Source organism: Paracoccus sp. J55 (assembly GCF_000513975.1).
In the GTDB taxonomy this organism is placed as follows: Bacteria; Pseudomonadota; Alphaproteobacteria; order Rhodobacterales; family Rhodobacteraceae; genus Paracoccus.
Genome location: NZ_AZVA01000002.1, coordinates 173,602 through 191,872, shown reverse-complemented (window position 1 = coordinate 191,872; position 18,271 = coordinate 173,602). Strand labels below are relative to the sequence as shown.

Genomic DNA, 18,271 nt, shown 5'->3' with positions numbered 1-18,271 from the left:
GGGCCCCGACCGATGACCGACCGCATTCCGCTGAAGCGCGCGCTGATTTCCGTTTCCGACAAGACCGGGCTGATCGACTTCGCGCGGGCGCTTTCGGCGCGGGGCGTCGAGATCCTGTCGACGGGCGGCACCGCCAAGGCGCTGCGCGAGGCCGGGCTGAGCGTGGTGGACGTGGCCGAGGTGACCGGCTTTCCGGAAATGATGGACGGCCGGGTCAAGACCCTGCATCCGGTGGTGCATGGCGGCCTGCTGGCGCTGCGCGACAACGAAGAGCACATGGCCGCTGCGAAATCGCACCGGATCGGCATGATCGACCTGCTGGTCGTGAACCTCTACCCGTTCGAGGCGACGGTGGCCAAGGGCGCGGCCTATGACGATTGCATCGAGAATATCGACATCGGCGGCCCGGCGATGATCCGCGCGGCGTCCAAGAACCACGCCTTCGTGACCGTGGTGGTGGACGTGCAGGATTACGCTGCCGTGCTGGCGGAACTCGACGCCAACGACGACACCACGACCTATGCCTTCCGCCAGCGGCAGGCGCAGATCGCCTATGCCCGCACCGCCGCCTATGACGCCGCGGTCTCGACCTGGATGGCGCAGGCCATCGGCGAGGAAACGCCGCGCCGCCGCAGCTTCTCGGGCACCTTGGCGCAGACCCTGCGCTACGGCGAGAACCCGCACCAGTCCGCCGCCTTCTACAAGGACGGCTCGGACCGCCCGGGCGTCGCCACGGCACGGCAATGGCAGGGCAAGGAGCTCAGCTACAACAACATCAACGACACCGACGCGGCCTTCGAGCTGGTGGCCGAGTTCGACCCGGCCGAGGGCCCGGCGGTGGCGATCATCAAGCACGCCAATCCCTGCGGCGTGGCCCGCGGCGACAGCGCCGTCGATGCCTATCGGCGCGCCTTCGACTGCGACCGCACCTCGGCCTTCGGCGGCATCATCGCGCTGAACACCACGCTCGACGCCGAGACGGCGCAGGCGATCACCGAGATCTTCACCGAGGTGGTCATCGCCCCCGAGGCCAGTGACGAGGCGAAGCAGATCTTCGCCGCCAAGAAGAACCTGCGCCTGCTGACCACCGGCGGGCTGCCCGATCCCCGGGCGCCGGGCCTGGCCTTCCGCCAGGTCGCCGGCGGCTTCCTGGTGCAGGGCCGCGACAACGGCGTGATCCTGCCCGCCGACCTGAAGGTGGTGACGAAACGCCAGCCGACCGACCAGGAACTGGCCGACCTGCTTTTCGCCTGGACCGTGGCCAAGCATGTGAAGTCGAACGCCATCGTCTATGCGCGCGAGCTGGCGACGGTCGGCATCGGCGCCGGCCAGATGAGCCGCGTCGATTCGACCCGCATCGGCAAGCGCAAGTCCGAGGACATGGCCGAGGCGCTGGGCCTGGCGCAGGCGCTGACCATCGGCTCCTCGGTCGCCTCGGATGCCTTCTTCCCCTTCGCCGACGGGGTCGAGGCGCTGGCGGCGGCGGGCGCGCGGGCGGTGATCCAGCCCGGCGGCTCGATGCGCGACGACGAGGTGATCGCGGCCGCCGACCGCCTGGGCCTGGCCATGGTCTTTACCGGCCAGCGGCATTTCCGGCACTGATGGCCGAGACCGCGACCCCCAAGCCGCGGAAAAGCCCGGCGGCCCCCCGGCGGCGCGCGAAAAAGCCGCCGCCGCGGGTCTGGCGGCCGGTCCTGCTGACGGCCGGGCTGATCTTCCTGCTGGATCAGGCGCTGAAATATCTGGTCGTGCATGTCATGCGGCTGGACCGGGTGCGCGAGATCGACCTGCTCGACCCCTGGCTGAACCTGCGCATGGCCTGGAACCAGGGCATGAATTTCGGCCTGTTCGCCAGCGACGTCGAGGTGATGCGCTGGGTGCTGATCGGCATTGCCCTGGCGGTCTGCCTGTGGGTGGCGGTCTGGATCGGCCGCGCCAAGCCGACGCGCTTTGCGCAGGTCTCGGCCGGGCTGCTGATCGGCGGCGCGCTGGGCAATGTCGTGGACCGGCTGGTCTATGGTGCGGTGGCGGATTTCCTGAACATGTCGCTGCCCGGCTGGCGCAACCCCTACAGCTTCAACGTGGCGGATATCGCCATCTTCCTGGGCGCGATGGGGCTGGTGCTGCTGCCGCCGGAAAGGAAGACGCCGACGAAGCGGCGCAAGAGCCCGTCGCGGCCCCGGTCGGCGAAACCCCGCGCGCCCGAGCCGCAGCCGCGTCCCGAGGCGCAGGGCCAGCTGGCTTTGGACGACAAGACCCGTGACGAGGCCGGCAATACGCGCTAAGAACGGCGCCAGAAGAACGTGAGGGACGGAAGATGCGGGCGATCGCGCTGACCTTGACCATGCTGGGCCTTGCCGCCTGCAGCACCGATCCGCATCTGATGAACGTCAGCGCCGGCCGCAGCAGCCCGGACGAATTCGCCATCCTGCCGACCAAGCCGCTGCAGATGCCCTCGGACCTGAACGCGCTGCCGGCGCCCACGCCGGGCGGGGCGAACATCACCGATCCGACGCCGCAGGCCGATGCGGTGGCGGCGCTGGGCGGCAATCCGGCGCAGCTTTCCGCGCAGGGCGTCGGCGCGGCGGACGGCGCGCTGATCGCCCATGCCTCGCGCCTGGGCCGCGATCCGGCGATCCGCCAGACCACCGCGCAGGAGGACGTCGAATGGCGCAGCCGCCACTCGCGCCGCCTGCTCGAGGTGCTGGCGCGGACGAATGTCTATTACCGCGCCTATGAGCCGATGACCCTGGACAGCTGGGCCGAGCTGGAGCGCTGGCGCCCGACCGGCGTGCAATTGCCCGCCGCGCCGCCGCGCGACCGGGGCGGCGCCCAGGCGGCGCCGCGCGCGGCGGATCAGGCGCCGGTGCTGCGCGGCCACTGACCCGCCTCGCGCCTCGATCACGCTTAGATGAGGGACGGCAGGCTTGCGCGCGCCCGCGCGCAAGGGCAGGGTCTGGGCGCGACCCGGAACCGGAGCCTGCCATGACCATCCTGACCCGCCTTGCGTCCCTTGCGCTGGTGCTGGCCGCGACCCCCGCGCTGGCCGAGATGCCCAAGGGAATCAGCCATTTCACCCTGGATAACGGCCTTGAGGCCGTGGTGATCGAGGATCACCGCGCCCCGGTCGTGGTGCAGATGCTGTGGTATCGGATCGGATCGGCCGATGAGCAGCCGGGCAAATCCGGCATCGCGCATTACCTGGAACACCTGATGTTCAAGGGCACCGACAAGCTGGGACCGGGCGAGCTTTCCAAGACCGTGACCGCGAATGGCGGCCGGGACAACGCCTTCACCAGCTATGACTTCACCACCTATTTCCAGCGCATCGCCAGCGACCGGCTGCCGCTGATCATGGAGATGGAGGCCGACCGCATGGCCAACCTGCGCATCGGCGAGGACGACTGGCAGGCCGAGCGGCAGGTGGTGCTGGAGGAACGCTCGCAGCGCATCGACAGCGATCCCGGCGCGCAGTTCTCGGAAGAACGCAGCGCGGTGCAGTTCTACAACCATCCCTACGGCCGCCCGGTGATCGGCTGGCGGCAAGAGATGGAGGGCCTGACCCGCGAGGACGCCATCGCCTGGTATGACGCGCATTACGCCCCGAACGCCGCGGTTCTGGTCATCGCCGGCGACGTGACGGCCGAAGACGTGCGCGAACTGGCCGAGACATATTACGGTCCCGTGCCGCCCAAGCCCGATGCCGCCCGCAAGCCGCGCCCGCAGGAGCCGATCCAGCGCTCGCCCCGGCGGATGGAGCGGGTGGACCCGCGCGTCGCCCAGCCGGTGATGATCCGCAGCGTGATCGCGCCCGAACGCAACCGGGGCGAGCAGCAGACCGCCGCGGCGCTGACGGTGCTGGCGGAGCTGCTGGCGGGCTCCAGCCAGACCTCGGTCCTGGCCCGCGATCTGGTGCTGACCGGCAAGGCGCTTTACGTCAACGCTTCCTATGACGGGTTCTCGGTCGATCCGACCACCTTCGGCCTCTCGATGGTGCCGGCGCCCGGCGTCAGCAACGAGGATGCCGAGGCGGCGCTGGACGCGGCGCTGGCGCAATTCCTGAAGGACGGTCCCGACGCGGCGCAGCTGGAACGGGTCAAGACCCGGATCCGCGCCGCCCGCGTCTATTCCCAGGATTCGGCGCATGGCCGCGCCTATGACTATGGCCAGGGCCTGGCCACCGGCCTGACCATCGAGGATGTGAACGACTGGCCCGACATCCTGGCCGCCGTCACGCCCGAGGACATCCGCGCCGCCGCGAAACTGGTGCTGGAAAACCCGGCCCCCGTCACCGGCTGGCTGCTGCCGGCGCCGGACGCGCCGGCCGAAGCCGGGGCCGATGCAGCGGCCGCCGCGCCGCAACCCGCCTCGGCCGATGCCTCCAGACCCGAAACCGCCAATCCGGGGGAAGTCGAATGATCCGCGCCCTTGCCACCCTTGCCTTCGCCCTGCTGGCCGCGCTGCCGGCGCGCGCCATCGAGATCCAGCAGATCACCTCGCCCGGCGGCATCCAGGCCTGGCTGGTCGAGGACCATTCGATCCCCTTCACCGCGCTTTCGCTGATGTTCAAGGGCGGCGCGAGCCTCGACGCGCCCGGAAAGCGCGGCGAGATGAACCTGATGACCGCGCTGCTTGAGGAAGGCTCGGGCGAGATGGATTCGGTGCAATATGCCGAGGCGGTCGAGGCGCTGGGGGCGCAGAACCGCTTCGATGTCGGCGACGACGCGCTGACCGTGAACGCCCGCATGCTGACCGAGAATCGCGATCAGGCCGCCGCGCTGCTGCGCCAGGCGCTGGCCGAGCCGCGCTTCGATCCCGACGCGGTCGAGCGGGTGCGGGCGCAGGTGCAGGCGGTGATCCGCTCCGAGGCGACCGATCCGAACGCCATCGCCAGCAAGGAGCTGGCGCGGCTGGCCTGGGGCGAGCATCCCTATGCGACCTCGATCAACGGCACGCGCGATTCGGTGGCGGCGCTGACCCGCGAGGACCTGATCGCCGCCAAGGACCGGGTGCTGGCCCGCGACCGCGTGGTGGTGGCGGCGGCGGGCGACATCACCGCCGAAGAGCTGGGCAGGCTGATCGACACGATTCTGGGCGACCTGCCCGAGCAGGGCTCGGCCCCGCTGCCGCAGCCGGCCGAGCTGCAGCTGACCGGCGGGGTGACGGCGATCGACTGGGACAGCCCGCAGACGGTGGTCAGCTTCGCCCAGGCGGGCCTGCCGATGTCCGACCCGGATTATTTCGCCGCCTTCGTGGCCAACCACATCCTGGGCGGCGGCGGGTTTTCCTCGCGCCTGATGGACGAGATCCGCGAAAAGCGCGGCCTGACCTATGGCGTCGCCACCGGCCTGTCGAACGGGCTTTACGGCGAGACCTGGCAGGGCGGCATGGCCAGCGCCAATGACAAGGTGGCCGAGGCGGTGGGACTGATCCGCAGCGAATGGGACCGTTTCGCCGAGGGCGGCGTCACGGAAAAGGAACTGGCCGACGCCAAGACCTATCTGACCGGCGAATATGCGCTGCGCTTCGACGGCAACGGCAAGATCGCCGGCATCCTGGCCGGGATGCAGCTGATCGGCCTGCCGGCGGATTACGTCAACACCCGCAATGCCCAGATCGAGGCGGTGACGGCCGAGGACGTGCAGCGCGTCGCGCAGCGCCTGCTGCATGCCGACCAGATCCGCTTCGTGCTGGTCGGCCGGCCCGAGCGCATCGACGCCACCAATTGACGAATCCTTTTCCGGCGGGCCGGGAAATGCTAGATCTGGGGGCATGAACACTCATGCCCCCAAGATGCGCCCGATTATCCGGCAGCTGGACGAGGCCGCCGCCAACCGCATCGCCGCCGGCGAGGTGGTCGAGCGCCCGGCCTCGGCGGTCAAGGAACTGGTCGAGAACGCGCTGGATGCCGGCGCGACGCGGGTGGACGTCGCCATCGCCAAGGGCGGCAAGGCGCTGATCCGGGTCGGCGACGACGGCTGCGGCATGACGGCCGCGGACCTGCCGCTGGCGCTGGCCCGCCACGCCACCAGCAAGATCGACGGCAGCGATCTGCTGGACATCCGCAGCTTCGGCTTTCGCGGCGAGGCGCTGCCCAGCCTGGGCGCCGTCGGGCGGCTTGTGATCACAAGCCGCGCCGCCGGTTTCGAGGCCGCGCAGATCGCCGTCTCGGGCGGGTGCATCGGCGCGGTCAAGCCGGCCGCCGGCAATCGCGGCACCGTGGTCGAGCTGCGCGACCTGTTCTTCGCCACCCCGGCGCGGCTGAAATTCCTGCGCAGCGACCGGGCCGAGACCCAGGCCGTGACCGAGGTGATCCGCCGCCTGGCCATGGCCGAGCCCTATGTCGGCTTCACCCTGACCGACGAGGACGAGGGCCGGGTGCTGTTCCGCGCCGATGCCGAGCAGGGCGAGCTGTTCGGCGCCCTGCAGACCCGGCTCGCGCGCGTTATGGGCCGCGATTTCACCGATAACGCCCTGCCGATCGACGCGACGCGCGACGGCATCACCCTGACCGGTTTTGCCGCCCTGCCGACCTATTCGCGCGGCGCGGCGGTGGCGCAGCATCTTTACGTCAACGGCCGGCCGGTGCGCGACAAGCTGCTGACCGGGGCGCTGCGGGCGGGCTATATGGACGTGCTGGCCTCGGGCCGGCATCCGGCGGCGGTGCTGTTCCTGACCTGCGACCCGCATCAGGTCGACGTGAACGTGCATCCCGCCAAGGCCGAGGTCCGGTTCCGCGAACCCGACATCGTCCGCGGGCTGGTGGTCAGCGCCTTGCGCCATGCGCTGGCGGGGGCGGGGCATCGCGCCTCCTCGACCGTGGCGACGGCGGCGCTGGGGGTGGCGCGGGCGGAGCCCGTTTCCGAGCCGCCGCGCCGCTATCAGGCGCATTACGGCCCCGCCCGCCCCTCGGCCCCGGCCATCGCCGCCAGCCTGGCCTTTCAGGCGCCGGGCTTTGCCGAGGCGCCGACCGCCCGGGTCGAGCCCGAGCCCGATTCCCAGCCCCAGCCTGCCGAGGCGCCGCTGGGTGCCGCCCGCGCGCAGCTGCACGAGAACTGGATCATCGCCCAGACCGCCGACGGCATCGTCATCGTCGACCAGCATGCTGCGCATGAGCGGCTGGTCTACGAACGGCTGAAGGCGCAGCTTGATGCGAACGGCATCGCCAGCCAGGCCCTGCTGATCCCCGAGATCGTCGAGCTGTCCGAAGCCGAGGCCCATCGCATCCTCGCCATCGCCGAGGAACTGGCGGCGCTGGGGCTGGTGATCGAGCCCTTCGGCGGCGGCGCCGTGGCGGTGCGCGAGGTGCCGGCGCTGATCCAGCGCCTGAACGCCGCGGCCCTGATCCGCGACATCCTGGACGACCTGGCCGATCAGGGCGCATCGGACCGGCTGCGGGCGCGGGTCGATGCGGTGCTGTCCTCGATGGCCTGCCACGGCTCGGTGCGCTCGGGCCGGCGCATGTCGGCGGACGAGATGAACGCGCTCTTGCGCGAGATGGAGCGGGTGCCGAAATCCGGCCAGTGCAACCACGGCCGCCCGACCTGGATCGAGCTGAAGCTGGCGGATATCGAGCGGCTTTTCGGGCGATGATCGTCTCGCACCGGCACCGCTATGTCTTTGTCCATATCCCCAAGACCGGCGGCACCTCGCTGACGCTGGCGCTGGAATCGCGGGTCGGCCGCGACGACATCATCCTGTCCGACACGCCCAAGGGCCGCAACCGCCGCCGCCGGGTCAAGGGCGCGGCGGCGCGCGGCCGGCTGTGGAAGCATTCGACGCTGGCCGATATCGAGGGGCTGGTGGCGCCCGAGCTGCTGGCGGGCTACCTGCCCTTCACGCTGGTGCGCAACCCCTGGGCGCGGGCGGTCAGCTATCACCGCTGGCTGCGGGACCAGAGCTTCGACCACCCCTCGGTCCGGCTGGCCAGGGCGACGGGCTTCGGCGATTTCCTGCGCGACCCGATGACGCAGGCGCAGCTTTCCGTGCCGGCGCGGCATTACCTGACCGGCTCGGCGGGCGAGCGGCCGGGACTCTATCTGCGGCTGGAGCATCTTGACGAGGACCTGCCGGAGCTGGAGGCCCGGCTGGGCTTTTCCCTGCGCCCGCTGCCGCATGAGAACCGCTCGGCCGGCGGCGACTGGCGCGCCGCCTATGACGACGACGGCGCCGCGCTCATCGCGCGGCTCGCGGCCGAAGACATCGCCCGTTTCGGCTATCGCTTCGATGCGCATTGACCGCGGCCTTCGTCGGGGCGACAAATGGACAGACGCCGGAGGTGCCGCCATGCTGGAAATCAGTCCCGAAAAGATCGCCCATGTCATCATCCGCGCCCGCGAATACGACAGCGGCGTGAACGCCTGGGCGCATAGTGGGCACCGCAAGGGCCACGGCACCCAGACCGAGCTGGCCGAATTCATCGCCAGCCTGAACGAGGACGAACAGGCCAGCCTGGTGGCGGTGATGTGGATCGGCCGCGACACCTTCGGCCCCGAGGATCTGGACGAGGCGATCGAGACCGCCAAGGCCGAGCGCAGCTCTCCGACCGAGGATTACCTGATGGGCGAGCCGCAGCTGGCCGATTACCTCGAAGCCGGGATGGAGGCCCTGGGCATTTCCCCCGAGGAGGTCGAGGACGACCTGCACCGCCCGGTCTGAGCCTCGCCGACTGTCAGGGCTGCGCCTCGCGGGCCAGCCGGACCAGCGAGCCGCGCTCGCCGTCGATCAGCACCAGCAGCGCGCCGTCGGGGGCCACCTCGATGTCGCGCACCCGGCCGATGCCCTCGGCCAGCCGCTGCTCTCCGGTGACGCGGTCGCCCTCGATCTTCAGCCGCACCACCGCCTGGGCGCGCAGCCCGCCGATCAGCGCGTCGCCGCGCCATTCCGGGAACATCGGCCCGTCATAGAACACCATGCCGCTGGGGGCGATCACCGGGTCCCAGTAATAGACCGGCTGCTCCATCCCCTCGCGGCTGGTGATGCCCTGGCCGATGGGCGCGCCGCTGTAATCCTGGCCATAGGTGATGACCGGCCAGCCGTAGTTGCGGCCCGGTTCCGGGCGGTTCAGCTCGTCCCCGCCCTGCGGCCCATGCTCGACCGTCCACAGCCGGCCCTGCGGGTCCAGCGCGGCGGACTGGATGTTGCGGTGGCCGTAGGACCAGTTCTCCGGCCGCGCCTGGCCGGGTGCGAAGGGGTTGCCGGGCGCCGGCCCGCCGCTGGCGGGGTCGATGCGCAGCACCTTGCCCAGATGCGTGCCCAGGTCCTGCGCCAGCTGCCGGGGCTCCGGCCGCGAGCGTTCCCCGGTGGTGACGAAAAGCCGGCCCTGCGGGTCGAAGACCAGGCGCGAGCCGAAATGCAGGGTCGAGGCCCAGGCCGGCTCCTGCCGGAAGATGGTCCGCACCTCCTCGAGCGCGGTGCCGTCCGCCGACAGCCGGCCGGTGCCGACCGCGGTGGCGTTCCGTCCCCCGTCCCGCGGTTCCGAGAAGCTGAACCAGACCTGCCGGGTGCTGGCGAAACCCGGGGCGACGGCCACGTCCAGCAGCCCGCCCTGCCCGCGCGCATCGACCTTGGGCAGGCCCTTCAGCGGCGCCGAAAGCGCGCCGTCGCGATAGATCCGCATGGTGCCGGCCTTTTCGGTGATCAGCAGCCCGCCATCGGGCAGCAGCGCCATGCCCCAGGGATTGCGCAGCCCCTCGACCAGCGGCATGCGGACCAGGGGCACCGCCTGCTGGATCACCGGCGCGCGGGTCTGGCCCTGAAAGGCGGGGGTCTGGCCTCGGGCATTCGGCGGCGCATCGTTGAAATCGGCCAGGGCGGCCGATCCGGCCAGCATCAGGGGCAGGGCGGCGGCAAGGGATCGAAAGGACGTCATGGCATCGGTTCCGTCACTGGGCGTCGCCCGGCGCGCGGGCGGATACCGGCCGGGGCGTCGCGATGGGCGTTCGGGGCCCAACCCGCGCCGGCCCCGGCTTGTTCCGGCGCGGCCGCGGATTTCAGTCCAATGCGGCCAGATGCGTGGCGAAGTGCGCCTGCGCCCGGGCCCAGGCCCCCTCGTCGATGCGGTCGAGCGCCTTCAGCACCGGCAGCAATTGCCCGGCATAGTCCAGCGTGCTTTCGCGCGGCAGCAACGAGGGCAGGTTGTCGATCGCCATGACGTCCAGCGGCGGCCCTTCGGCGACGCGGATCGCCGGCTGCGCCCATTCGGTGGTCCGGTCGTAGACCTTGACCGGGTTGAAATCGCTGGAGGGGTCGCAGGCGACATCGCCGATCACGGTCAGCAGCCGGCCGGGATTGACCGCCTCGGGCGGCAGCAGGACCGGGGTGTGCGGCCCGGCGAGGATGCAGTTGACGAACAGCTCATGCGCCAGGATCTCGGGGAAGGGGCCGCCGCCGGCGGTCTCGGCCATGTCCCATTTCGTGACCGGCACGCCCATGGCGGTCAGCAGGTCCGAGGCGCCGCTGCCGACCCGTCCCAGCGCGCCCACGACGATGGCATGCGGGCGCGGCGCGCCGGTGGCGTCCAGCTCGGCCCGCAGCTCGGTCAGCAGCGCCTCCTGCGAGGGCCAGGCCGCGACCGGGCCGCAGATGCCGCCGCGCCGCTGGGCCGCCCAGGCCTTGAGCGAGACGGCCGCCCCGGCGAAACCGGCCCAGTAGCCGAAGGCCGCCAGCCGGCGGCCGTTCTCGTCGGTCAGGTATTCCAGGTCGTAGAGCGTGCCGCCGCCGTCGCGAAAGCGGCGCAGCAGCGCCAGCCCGGCGGGCTGGCCCTTGTAGGCATGGCCGAACATGATGTGGCGATGGCGCAGCGGCGTGCCGTCCGCCGGCAGCTCCTTGAGGCCGAAGATGATCGCCTCGGCCGGGGCGTCGGGCCAAGAGCCCTCGGGCGCGATCTCGCCCCCGGCGGCGGCGTAATCGCCGGGGGGCAGGACGCGATGCGGGCTTTCCTCGACGGTGACGCGGAAACCCTGCGCCACCAGATCGCGCAGGCCGGCCGGGGTCAGGCCGGCGCGCCGCTCGTTGGCGCGGCTTTCCGCGCGGAGCCAGAGATGAACCATGCAGGCCTCCTTCCGTCAGGCTAGGGGAACGGGGTCCGCGCGGCAAGCGAGGGCCGCCGCGCGCCGCGGAACGGGCCCTGCCCGGCGGCCTCGATCCGGGCGATGGCCTGCGCGATGGGCTCGACGATCACCGCCATGGCCGAGGCGGTGGCGTGGATCATGCGCTCGCCGTCCAGCGCCATGCCGACATGGCCGGGCCAGAACAGCAGGTCGTTGCGGCGGATGCCGTCGCCGGCCGCGGGGAAGGCGGATTCCTGCATGTCGCTGTCGCCGGGGCAGGGCAGGGCACAGGCCCCCAGCGCCGCCTGCACCAGGCCCGAGCAGTCGATGCCGCAGCGGCTGTTGCCGCCCCACAGATAGGGCGTGCCCAGGAAAAGCTCGGCCACCGCGGCCGGATCGCCGCCGGGCCGGTCCGAGATATGCTGCGCAGGCACCCAGCCGCCCTGCGCCAGACGGGCGAAATTGCCCTGCATGGCGGCGACCGACAGCCGCGCGCCCAGCGACAGGCGCATCAGCTCGGGGGTCTTCATGTCCGGCTCGGCATAGACATGGGTGGCGGGGGCGCTGACGCGATGCGTGATCTCCGGCATCTGCTGGCTCAGCCCGTCGGCCCGCAGCCAGCCGCAATAGCCATCCGCGGCGGCCTGGACGAAAGCCCAGCCCTCCAGCTGGTCCAGCAGCGTCAGGTCGGCACCGAAATTCAGCTGCCGGTCGCGGGCGCCCTGGGGTGCGCGGCACAGATCGGCCAGCGGCGCCGCCAGCCGCACCGGGCGGCCGGGCGTATAGGCGGGGCGCTGCAGGATGCCGCGCAGCGATTCCAGGGCGACGCGCTCGGTGGCCGGGGTCAGGCGGCGGTCGGTCATGGGCGCGGTCATGGCAGGATATCCGGCAGGGCGTGAAGGATGGCGCGCATGCCCTGGCCCACGCCGCCCTTGGGCCGGCCGGGCGCGGCGGCGGGCTGCCAGCCATAGATGTCGAAATGCGCATAGGCCCGCGCCTGGCCGGCAAAGCGGCGCAGGAACAGCGCCGCGGTGATCGCCCCGGCGAACCCGCCCGAGGGGGCGTTGTCCAGATCGGCGATCGCCGGCTCGATCATCGCCTCGTAGGGCTCCCAGAAGGGCAGGCGCCAGACCGGGTCGGCATGGGCGCGGCCCGCGGCCTGGATCGCGGCGGCCAGCGCGTCGTCGTTGCAGAAGAACGGCGGCAGGTCCGGGCCAAGCGCGACCCGGGCGGCGCCGGTCAGCGTCGCCATCGAGATCAGCAGATCCGGCGCCTCTTCCTCCGCCAGCGCCAGCGCATCGGCCAGCACCAGCCGGCCCTCGGCATCGGTATTGTTGACCTCGACCGTCAGCCCCTTGCGGCTGGTCAGGATGTCGCCGGGGCGGAAGGCATTGGCGGAAATGGCGTTCTCGACCGCCGGGATCAGGACCCGCAGCCGGATGCCCGCGGTCAGGCGCAGTCGCGCCAGGGTCTCGGCCAGGCCCAGCACATTGGCCGCGCCGCCCATGTCCTTTTTCATCAGCGCCATCGAGGCGGCCGGCTTGATGTCCAGCCCGCCGGTGTCGAAGCAGACCCCCTTGCCGACCAGCGTCAGCCGCGGACCCTCGCCGGGAAAGCGCAGGTCGATGAGCCGCGGGGCCTGTGCGCCCGCCCGGCCGACGGCATGGATCATGGGGAGGTTGCGGGAGATCAGCGCGTCCCCGCGGATTACCTCGACCGAGGCGCCATGCCGCCGGGCCAGGTCCCGGGCGGCCTGTTCCAGTTCGTCCGGCCCCAGGTCCGAGGCGGGAGTGTTGATCAGGTCGCGCGCCAGATATTCGCCGGCCGCCATGGCGGCGAGCCGCTCGCGGTCAAGGGCTTCCGGGCAGACCAGCCGGGCCTGCGGCGCCTCGACGCGCTTGTAGCGGTCGAAACGGTATTGCGCGAACAGCCAGCCAAGGGCGCCCAGCGCCAGGTCGAAGCCCTCCGGGTGATTCGCCAGATGCCAGCTGCCTGCGGGCAGGGTTTCGGCCGCCCGCGCCAGCAAGAAGCGCTCGCGGGGCGGCCGATCTGCCGGCTTCGCCTCCGGGCCGAGGCCGAACAACGCCCCGCTCAGCCCGCCTTCGGCCGAAGGCAGCAGGCAGAGCTGGCCCGGCTTGGCCGAGAACTTCTGCGCCCTGGCCCAGTTCGCCGCGACGGGGCCGATCTCGGGCGGCAATTCCGGCTCGGCCTCGCCCTGCCGGACCAGCCAGAGGGGCAGCGAAGGCGCATCGGGATCGGCGAATTCGGGAATCATCGGCATGCTCTTGTCTGTTTTCCGGGTCGCAGCCTAGCGCCCGTGCCGAAGGCTGCAAGGGCGGGTCCTGCTAGGAATTCTCCGGCACATCCCACAGCTCGGTCAGCGAGCGGTTGCCGATCCGCTCCAGCCGGCGGGTGGTGGCGGCCAGCGCCGGGCGGTCGCGCCGTTCCGCGCAGGCCCCGACATCGATGGCCACGCCCGCCAAGGTGACAAGCCCCACCTGCCAGGCCAGCCGCGAAAGCTGGTCGGCATTGCTGACGGCAGCGCCCAGATCGCCCTGCCGCGACGCGGCCAGCGTGCGGCGCAGGGCCAGCGCCAGCTGCTCCAGCGCCGCACCGATGACCTGCACGGCCGTGGCCTCGCCCAGTTCGCCGATGATCTGTTCAAGCCTTTGCAAGTCGATCCGGACGGTTTCGTCCACAGCCAGAATCGCAATCTTGGTCATCCCTGCTCCATCTTGGGCCCTAGCCGCACTGAGGCGCAAACTGGCATCAATGCCTCAAGAAAAGGTTATGCGGCGCCTGCTAAACCTCTCGAACTTTATCGGTTCAGCGGCTATCACACTCGCGAACGGTAGATGAGGGATCAATGAGAGAAGCACGTCCACTGCCGCAGTATCTGGTCCAGCGCTATCACGGCTGGCGCGCGACGGCCTTCGTTGAGAATCGGGCCTGGTATCGTCGTCTGGCCGAGGGGGGCCAGCATCCCCGTGCCATGGTCATTGCCTGTTGCGATTCGCGGGTGCATGTGACCTCGATCTTCGGCGCCGATACCGGCGAGTTTTTCATTCATCGCAACATCGCAAACCTGGTGCCGCCCTATGCGCCGGATGGCGAGCAGCACGGCACCTCGGCCGCGGTCGAATATGCGGTGAACACGCTCAAGGTCGCTCATGTGGTGGTCGTCGGGCATACGAATTGCGGCGGCGTGCAGGGCTGCCATGCCATGTGCTCGGGGCACGCGCCCGAGCTTGAGGAAAAATCCAGCTTCGTCGGCCGTTGGATGGATATTCTGCGGCCAGGATATGAGCGGGTGGTCTCGCTGCCGCCAGAACAGCAGATCCGCGAGCTCGAGCGGCAGGCGGTGCTTGTTTCGCTCGAGAACCTGATGAGCTTTCCCTTCGTGAAATCCGCGGTCGAGGCAGGAAACCTGTCTCTGCACGGGGTTTTGCACGACATCGCCGAAGGAACGCTCGAGCAATACGACAACCAGGTCGAGAGCTTTGCGCCGATCATCTGAGCCTCCGGGGCGGTTCGGCGACGATCATCCCAGCAACCAGGCCCGGCGGATGACTGTCGCACGAGGTCCGGGGTGAACCTTTGTCTGCATGGGTAGCTGTTTCGGACTCAGTTCACGATGAACTCGGCATGCAGCGCGCCGGCGGCGTGGACGGCCTTGAGGATGTCGATCATGTCCCGGGGCCGGATACCCAGGGCATTCAGGCCCGCCACCACATCCGACAGCGAGGATTCGCCGGCCACCTCGGCAAAGCCGATCCCCGGCTCCTGCGTGATCTCGGCCTGGGTCCGGGGCACCACCACGGTTTCGCCGGGGGAGAACGGGTTGGGCTGCGAGACCACCGGCGTTTCCCGGACCCGCAGGGTCAGATTGCCTTGTGAGACGGCCACGCGAGAGACGCGGACGTCCTCGCCCATGACGATGGTCCCGGATTTATGATCGATCACGACGCGCGCCACGGCCTCCGGCTCGACGGTGATGTTTTCGATCTGTCCCATCAGTCGCGCCGGGTTCACCCGGCCAAGCGCATTGGTGTTGATGGCAATGGTGCCTGAATCGATAAGCTCGGCCAGGCCGCGGCCGAGCGTGCGATTGATTGCTGCCTCGACGCGGGCGGCCGTGGTAAAATCCGGGCTCCTGAGCGCCAGCCGCAAGTTGGTCATCTGGGAAAAGTCGAAGGCGACCTCCCGTTCGACCCTGGCACCCGAGGGAATGGTGCCCGTGGTGGGAACGCCCTGGACCACGGAAGCCGCAGCGCCCGAGGCCTCTGCGCCCCCAGCCAGAACCGCGCCTTGGGCAACGGCATAGACCTCTCCGTCGGCGGCATTCAGCGGTGTCATCACCAATGTGCCGCCGAGCAGGCTTTTTGCGTCCCCGATAGCGGCCACATTCACGTTGATCTGGGAACCCGCCCGGGCAAAGGGCGGCAAAGTTGCGGTGACGATCACTGCCGCGACGTTCTTGGGGCGAAAAGCCTCGTCAGTTACGTTCACGCCAAGCCTTTCCAGCAGCCCTGCCATGATCGCTTCGGTGAATGGCGCATTCCGCAGGCTGTCGCCTGAACCGTTGAGCCCGACGACAAGGCCATAGCCGACCAGATCGTTGCCTCGGACGCCGTCAATATTGGCCAGATCCTTGATGCGGACCGGCGCGGCCGTGCTGGGGGTTGCCAGCCCGATCAGGAGCAGAAGAAGGCAAAGGAATCTCATGACAGATAATCCGTCAGGGTGAGACGGGAAAGCCGAGCCGTGAGGGCATAGAGGCTTTGAATGCCGGTCTCGGTTTCCTGCAGGGCGGTCGCGGTTTCATAGGGGTCAGCCCCGATCAGGTTCAGGCGGGCGATGGAAAGTGTTGCCACCTCGGCGGCATTTCGCGTCTGGGCCTGGGTGACCACGGCCTGCCGCTGTCCCAGATCGGCCTGGGCATGTGTCAGTCCGGCGGTGGCCTTGACAAGCCGCGCGCCCGCCTCGGAAAACAACTCCCGCAAGGTTGCCTCGTCGATTGCCGCGCCGGCTGCGGAAGCATGAGCCATGATTGCCATTCCCTTGAGCGTATCGCGCAATTCCGCGGCATTCGCAGTGAGAGGGCTGCCGGTCTGATGATCGGGCGAAACCGAGAACTGCGTGCTGCCGGTATGCGCGCCCATGTAGATCGTGTCGGCAAAGCCACCTGCCCCCGCCGGAGCATCGAACCACGCGTCAATACTGCTCGCGATATCTGCAGCGGTTGCGGCGCCGGCTGTCACATTCCCCAACTCGGCGAGCATCGCGTCAAAGCTGCCCAGAGGCGCAGTGTCGGCCCTGCTGCCCGCGAAAAGGAAACGGCCGCCGATATTGGTGTTCAATGTATTGAACATCAGCCTGAAACTTCGTGCAATGTCAGAAGTTCGTGCGCGCAGGTCGCCTTCGCTCAGAATATTCGGCTCACTAAGCAATTTGGGGCCGAGGTCCTCGACCAAGGTCTGGATCTGCTCGACAGCCGCCTGCATCCCTGCGAAACGGCCATGCGCTTCCGATGCGTTCTGCTGGAACGTGGCCAACATCTTCAGTCGCGAGTCTATATGCGCGATTCCCGAGACGTCTCCGCCAAGCGCCTTGGGAATGTCTGATTTGATGCCTGTCATTACTTCCTGGGTCAAGCGGTCCAGTCTGGTTTTCAGCCCATACTGGCCAAGCCGAAGCTGGTAGGAACGCGAAAGGTCTCCGATGGAATTAAAAGAACTCATGTCAGCCTCAGGATAGCGTCAAGCATGTCATTTGCGGTCTGAAAGACCTTTGCGTTTGCGGCATAGGCACGTTCCAGCGCCAGCAGGCTTTCCATTTCCTTGTCGGTGTCGACTCCCTCGGCCAGCAGGGCGGTCTTGAGACCCACCTGCTGGGAACTGTCTTGCAACGCGATCGCTTGGGAACGAAGGCGATTGGTAGCAGCCTTGGAGGAGAGATCCGCGGCAAGCGTCTGCAAGCTTCCCGGTGCGTCAGAAAGATTCGCTGAGACCGGAATGCGCGAAGCCGAGATCGCAGAGCCCAAGCGCGCCAGCAATGCGCTTTCGCCCGCATCTCCCGCGTCAGCTGCATTGATGCCGGCGCGAATGCGCCACAATTGTCCCCCGGCGTCGGGATCGACCAATGCGTTCACCGCAATTCGTCCGGCAAGACCGGTTTCGTTTGCGGGATCGAAGGCGCCTTGGGCGTCGGTGAACAACCCTGGCCCGCCGGCATTCAGCGATGGATCGATCACAGGATCGGAGAACCGCGCATAGAGGTCGTAAGCAAAAGCGTCGATTTGCTGCTGGTAGGCAGGGGCAAGCTGATCGCGAATGGCGAAACTTGCGCTCAGAGTCCCCCCGTCCAGCATGGCTTGCTGCGTATTGGTCAGGGGCTTGCCGTTGAAGGTCAGCACGGAAAGCGCGCCGCTGGCCACGGACATGTCGGCGGTAATGCCGGCGACAGCGCCGAACTCGATTCTGGCCGGCTCAGTACCATCCAGAAGAATTGCGCCGCCCGAAGTGAAAAGAGCGACGCGGCCGTTTTCTCGCGGCACCTCTTTGATCGGCACGATATCAGAGATGCCATCTATCACTGCCTGACGCGCGTCGATCAGGGAGGAGGCGTCTTTGCCTTGTGCCGATGTGGTGACGATCTGGGTGTTCAGCTTTGCCACTTGCTCCAGTGCGGCGTTCAGCCGCGTGACATCCTTCTGGATTGTCTGTTCGGCCTTGCTGCGCTCGGCTTGGATCGCGGTAGAGATGCCGTTGATCTTCTGCGCCAGAGCCGAAGCGGTCTCGAGTACGGTGGACAATCGGATTTCGCTGTCCGGGCGGGATGCTGCGCTTGTCAGGGCGCTTTCGAAATCGGTCAGAATCTGCCCCAGCGCGGATGCTTCGGTGCCAATACCAAAGACTTTTTCCATCGTTGCGTGAAAGGCAGCCGTGGCTTGTGAGGCACCGACATTGGCTGCGGCCAATCGGTGGTCAGCCAGCAGTCCGGTCGTGATCATCCGGCTGACGCCATCAATGCTGACCCCGCCGCCGCGCTCGAGCAGGCGTGGCGACAGGTCGAGTTCGCGCCGGGCGTAGCCAGGTGTCAGGGCGTTCGCAATGTTCGACGATACGATCTCGGTGCCGCGCGAGGTTGCGGTCAGGCCGGAAACGGCATTGGAGATGGCGGATGAAATGCTCATGGAGATGCCCTGGATTTCTGCATGC

17 protein-coding genes are annotated in these 18,271 nt (G+C 68.9%); 9 read left to right on the top strand and 8 right to left on the bottom strand.

Going from position 1 to position 18,271, the window contains the following annotated elements; translation table 11 throughout:
- The first annotated feature begins 12 nt into the window (after nucleotides 1-12).
- From purH to PARJ55_RS0102930, 8 genes are all read left to right on the top strand, one after another.
- Nucleotides 13-1,602 (top strand): bifunctional phosphoribosylaminoimidazolecarboxamide formyltransferase/IMP cyclohydrolase, encoded by a 1,590-nt coding sequence (purH, locus tag PARJ55_RS0102965; RefSeq protein ID WP_028711642.1) that lies wholly within the window; start codon nucleotides 13-15, stop codon nucleotides 1,600-1,602.
- The gene (lspA, locus tag PARJ55_RS22930; protein ID WP_028711641.1) at nucleotides 1,602-2,285 is read left to right on the top strand and encodes a signal peptidase II; all 684 of its coding nucleotides are present in this window, start codon (nucleotides 1,602-1,604) and stop codon (nucleotides 2,283-2,285) included. The genes purH and lspA overlap by 1 nt, the downstream gene beginning before the upstream one ends.
- A gap of 32 nt (nucleotides 2,286-2,317) precedes the next feature.
- The gene (locus PARJ55_RS0102955; protein ID WP_028711640.1) at nucleotides 2,318-2,884 is read left to right on the top strand and encodes a DUF3035 domain-containing protein; all 567 of its coding nucleotides are present in this window, start codon (nucleotides 2,318-2,320) and stop codon (nucleotides 2,882-2,884) included.
- A gap of 101 nt (nucleotides 2,885-2,985) precedes the next feature.
- The gene (locus PARJ55_RS0102950; RefSeq protein WP_028711639.1) at nucleotides 2,986-4,419 is read left to right on the top strand and encodes a pitrilysin family protein; all 1,434 of its coding nucleotides are present in this window, start codon (nucleotides 2,986-2,988) and stop codon (nucleotides 4,417-4,419) included.
- Nucleotides 4,416-5,729, top strand: coding sequence for a pitrilysin family protein (locus PARJ55_RS0102945; protein ID WP_028711638.1), 1,314 nt, complete (start codon nucleotides 4,416-4,418; stop codon nucleotides 5,727-5,729). The genes PARJ55_RS0102950 and PARJ55_RS0102945 overlap by 4 nt, the downstream gene beginning before the upstream one ends.
- 43 nt (nucleotides 5,730-5,772) lie before the next feature.
- Nucleotides 5,773-7,593: a DNA mismatch repair endonuclease MutL gene (gene mutL / locus PARJ55_RS0102940; RefSeq protein WP_028711637.1), complete on the top strand. Its 1,821-nt coding sequence runs from the start codon at nucleotides 5,773-5,775 to the stop codon at nucleotides 7,591-7,593.
- Nucleotides 7,590-8,237, top strand: coding sequence for a sulfotransferase family 2 domain-containing protein (locus PARJ55_RS0102935; protein ID WP_028711636.1), 648 nt, complete (start codon nucleotides 7,590-7,592; stop codon nucleotides 8,235-8,237). The genes mutL and PARJ55_RS0102935 overlap by 4 nt, the downstream gene beginning before the upstream one ends.
- A 49-nt stretch (nucleotides 8,238-8,286) precedes the next feature.
- Nucleotides 8,287-8,658: a DUF3775 domain-containing protein gene (locus PARJ55_RS0102930; protein ID WP_028711635.1), complete on the top strand. Its 372-nt coding sequence runs from the start codon at nucleotides 8,287-8,289 to the stop codon at nucleotides 8,656-8,658.
- Between the two features lie 13 nt (nucleotides 8,659-8,671).
- Here PARJ55_RS0102930 and PARJ55_RS0102925 read toward each other — a convergent pair whose 3' ends face one another.
- The 5 genes from PARJ55_RS0102925 to PARJ55_RS0102905 form a co-directional block, all read right to left on the bottom strand.
- Nucleotides 8,672-9,871: a PQQ-dependent sugar dehydrogenase gene (locus tag PARJ55_RS0102925; protein WP_028711634.1), complete on the bottom strand. Its 1,200-nt coding sequence runs from the start codon at nucleotides 9,869-9,871 to the stop codon at nucleotides 8,672-8,674.
- Between the two features lie 121 nt (nucleotides 9,872-9,992).
- Nucleotides 9,993-11,051 carry a saccharopine dehydrogenase gene (locus PARJ55_RS0102920; RefSeq protein WP_028711633.1) on the bottom strand — a complete coding sequence of 353 codons (1,059 nt, stop codon included), beginning with the start codon at nucleotides 11,049-11,051 and terminating at the stop codon, nucleotides 9,993-9,995.
- A gap of 20 nt (nucleotides 11,052-11,071) precedes the next feature.
- The gene (locus PARJ55_RS0102915) at nucleotides 11,072-11,926 is read right to left on the bottom strand and encodes a C40 family peptidase (protein WP_028711632.1); all 855 of its coding nucleotides are present in this window, start codon (nucleotides 11,924-11,926) and stop codon (nucleotides 11,072-11,074) included.
- The gene (locus PARJ55_RS0102910; protein WP_028711631.1) at nucleotides 11,923-13,326 is read right to left on the bottom strand and encodes a M17 family metallopeptidase; all 1,404 of its coding nucleotides are present in this window, start codon (nucleotides 13,324-13,326) and stop codon (nucleotides 11,923-11,925) included. The genes PARJ55_RS0102915 and PARJ55_RS0102910 overlap by 4 nt, the downstream gene beginning before the upstream one ends.
- A 70-nt stretch (nucleotides 13,327-13,396) precedes the next feature.
- A complete protein-coding gene (locus tag PARJ55_RS0102905; RefSeq protein WP_028711630.1) occupies nucleotides 13,397-13,774 on the bottom strand; it encodes a hypothetical protein in 378 nt (125 codons plus the stop codon).
- 143 nt (nucleotides 13,775-13,917) lie between these two features.
- Between PARJ55_RS0102905 and PARJ55_RS0102900 the strand changes: the two genes are divergently transcribed.
- The gene (locus PARJ55_RS0102900) at nucleotides 13,918-14,568 is read left to right on the top strand and encodes a carbonic anhydrase (protein WP_028711629.1); all 651 of its coding nucleotides are present in this window, start codon (nucleotides 13,918-13,920) and stop codon (nucleotides 14,566-14,568) included.
- 107 nt (nucleotides 14,569-14,675) lie between these two features.
- On the opposite strand, the gene PARJ55_RS0102895 is transcribed toward PARJ55_RS0102900, so the two are convergent.
- From PARJ55_RS0102895 to flgK, 3 genes are read right to left on the bottom strand one after another with little or no spacing between them, the layout of a single operon-like run.
- Entirely contained in the window at nucleotides 14,676-15,776 is a 1,101-nt protein-coding gene (locus PARJ55_RS0102895) for a flagellar basal body P-ring protein FlgI (protein ID WP_028711628.1), read from the bottom strand.
- Nucleotides 15,773-16,792 carry a flagellin gene (locus PARJ55_RS0102890; protein ID WP_028711627.1) on the bottom strand — a complete coding sequence of 340 codons (1,020 nt, stop codon included), beginning with the start codon at nucleotides 16,790-16,792 and terminating at the stop codon, nucleotides 15,773-15,775. Before PARJ55_RS0102890 ends, PARJ55_RS0102895 begins: the two co-directional genes overlap by 4 nt.
- A complete protein-coding gene (gene flgK / locus PARJ55_RS0102885) occupies nucleotides 16,789-18,246 on the bottom strand; it encodes a flagellar hook-associated protein FlgK (protein WP_028711626.1) in 1,458 nt (485 codons plus the stop codon). Before flgK ends, PARJ55_RS0102890 begins: the two co-directional genes overlap by 4 nt.
- Nucleotides 18,247-18,271: the final 25 nt, after the last annotated feature.

Coding starts and splice junctions, on each gene's coding strand:
- purH (WP_028711642.1), top strand. CDS start 13: ATGACCGACCGCATTCCGCTGAAGCGCGCGCTGATTTCCGTTTCCGAC.
- lspA (WP_028711641.1), top strand. CDS start 1,602: ATGGCCGAGACCGCGACCCCCAAGCCGCGGAAAAGCCCGGCGGCCCCC.
- PARJ55_RS0102955 (WP_028711640.1), top strand. CDS start 2,318: ATGCGGGCGATCGCGCTGACCTTGACCATGCTGGGCCTTGCCGCCTGC.
- PARJ55_RS0102950 (WP_028711639.1), top strand. CDS start 2,986: ATGACCATCCTGACCCGCCTTGCGTCCCTTGCGCTGGTGCTGGCCGCG.
- PARJ55_RS0102945 (WP_028711638.1), top strand. CDS start 4,416: ATGATCCGCGCCCTTGCCACCCTTGCCTTCGCCCTGCTGGCCGCGCTG.
- mutL (WP_028711637.1), top strand. CDS start 5,773: ATGAACACTCATGCCCCCAAGATGCGCCCGATTATCCGGCAGCTGGAC.
- PARJ55_RS0102935 (WP_028711636.1), top strand. CDS start 7,590: ATGATCGTCTCGCACCGGCACCGCTATGTCTTTGTCCATATCCCCAAG.
- PARJ55_RS0102930 (WP_028711635.1), top strand. CDS start 8,287: ATGCTGGAAATCAGTCCCGAAAAGATCGCCCATGTCATCATCCGCGCC.
- PARJ55_RS0102925 (WP_028711634.1), bottom strand. CDS start 9,871: ATGACGTCCTTTCGATCCCTTGCCGCCGCCCTGCCCCTGATGCTGGCC.
- PARJ55_RS0102920 (WP_028711633.1), bottom strand. CDS start 11,051: ATGGTTCATCTCTGGCTCCGCGCGGAAAGCCGCGCCAACGAGCGGCGC.
- PARJ55_RS0102915 (WP_028711632.1), bottom strand. CDS start 11,926: ATGACCGCGCCCATGACCGACCGCCGCCTGACCCCGGCCACCGAGCGC.
- PARJ55_RS0102910 (WP_028711631.1), bottom strand. CDS start 13,326: ATGATTCCCGAATTCGCCGATCCCGATGCGCCTTCGCTGCCCCTCTGG.
- PARJ55_RS0102905 (WP_028711630.1), bottom strand. CDS start 13,774: ATGACCAAGATTGCGATTCTGGCTGTGGACGAAACCGTCCGGATCGAC.
- PARJ55_RS0102900 (WP_028711629.1), top strand. CDS start 13,918: ATGAGAGAAGCACGTCCACTGCCGCAGTATCTGGTCCAGCGCTATCAC.
- PARJ55_RS0102895 (WP_028711628.1), bottom strand. CDS start 15,776: ATGAGATTCCTTTGCCTTCTTCTGCTCCTGATCGGGCTGGCAACCCCC.
- PARJ55_RS0102890 (WP_028711627.1), bottom strand. CDS start 16,792: ATGAGTTCTTTTAATTCCATCGGAGACCTTTCGCGTTCCTACCAGCTT.
- flgK (WP_028711626.1), bottom strand. CDS start 18,246: ATGAGCATTTCATCCGCCATCTCCAATGCCGTTTCCGGCCTGACCGCA.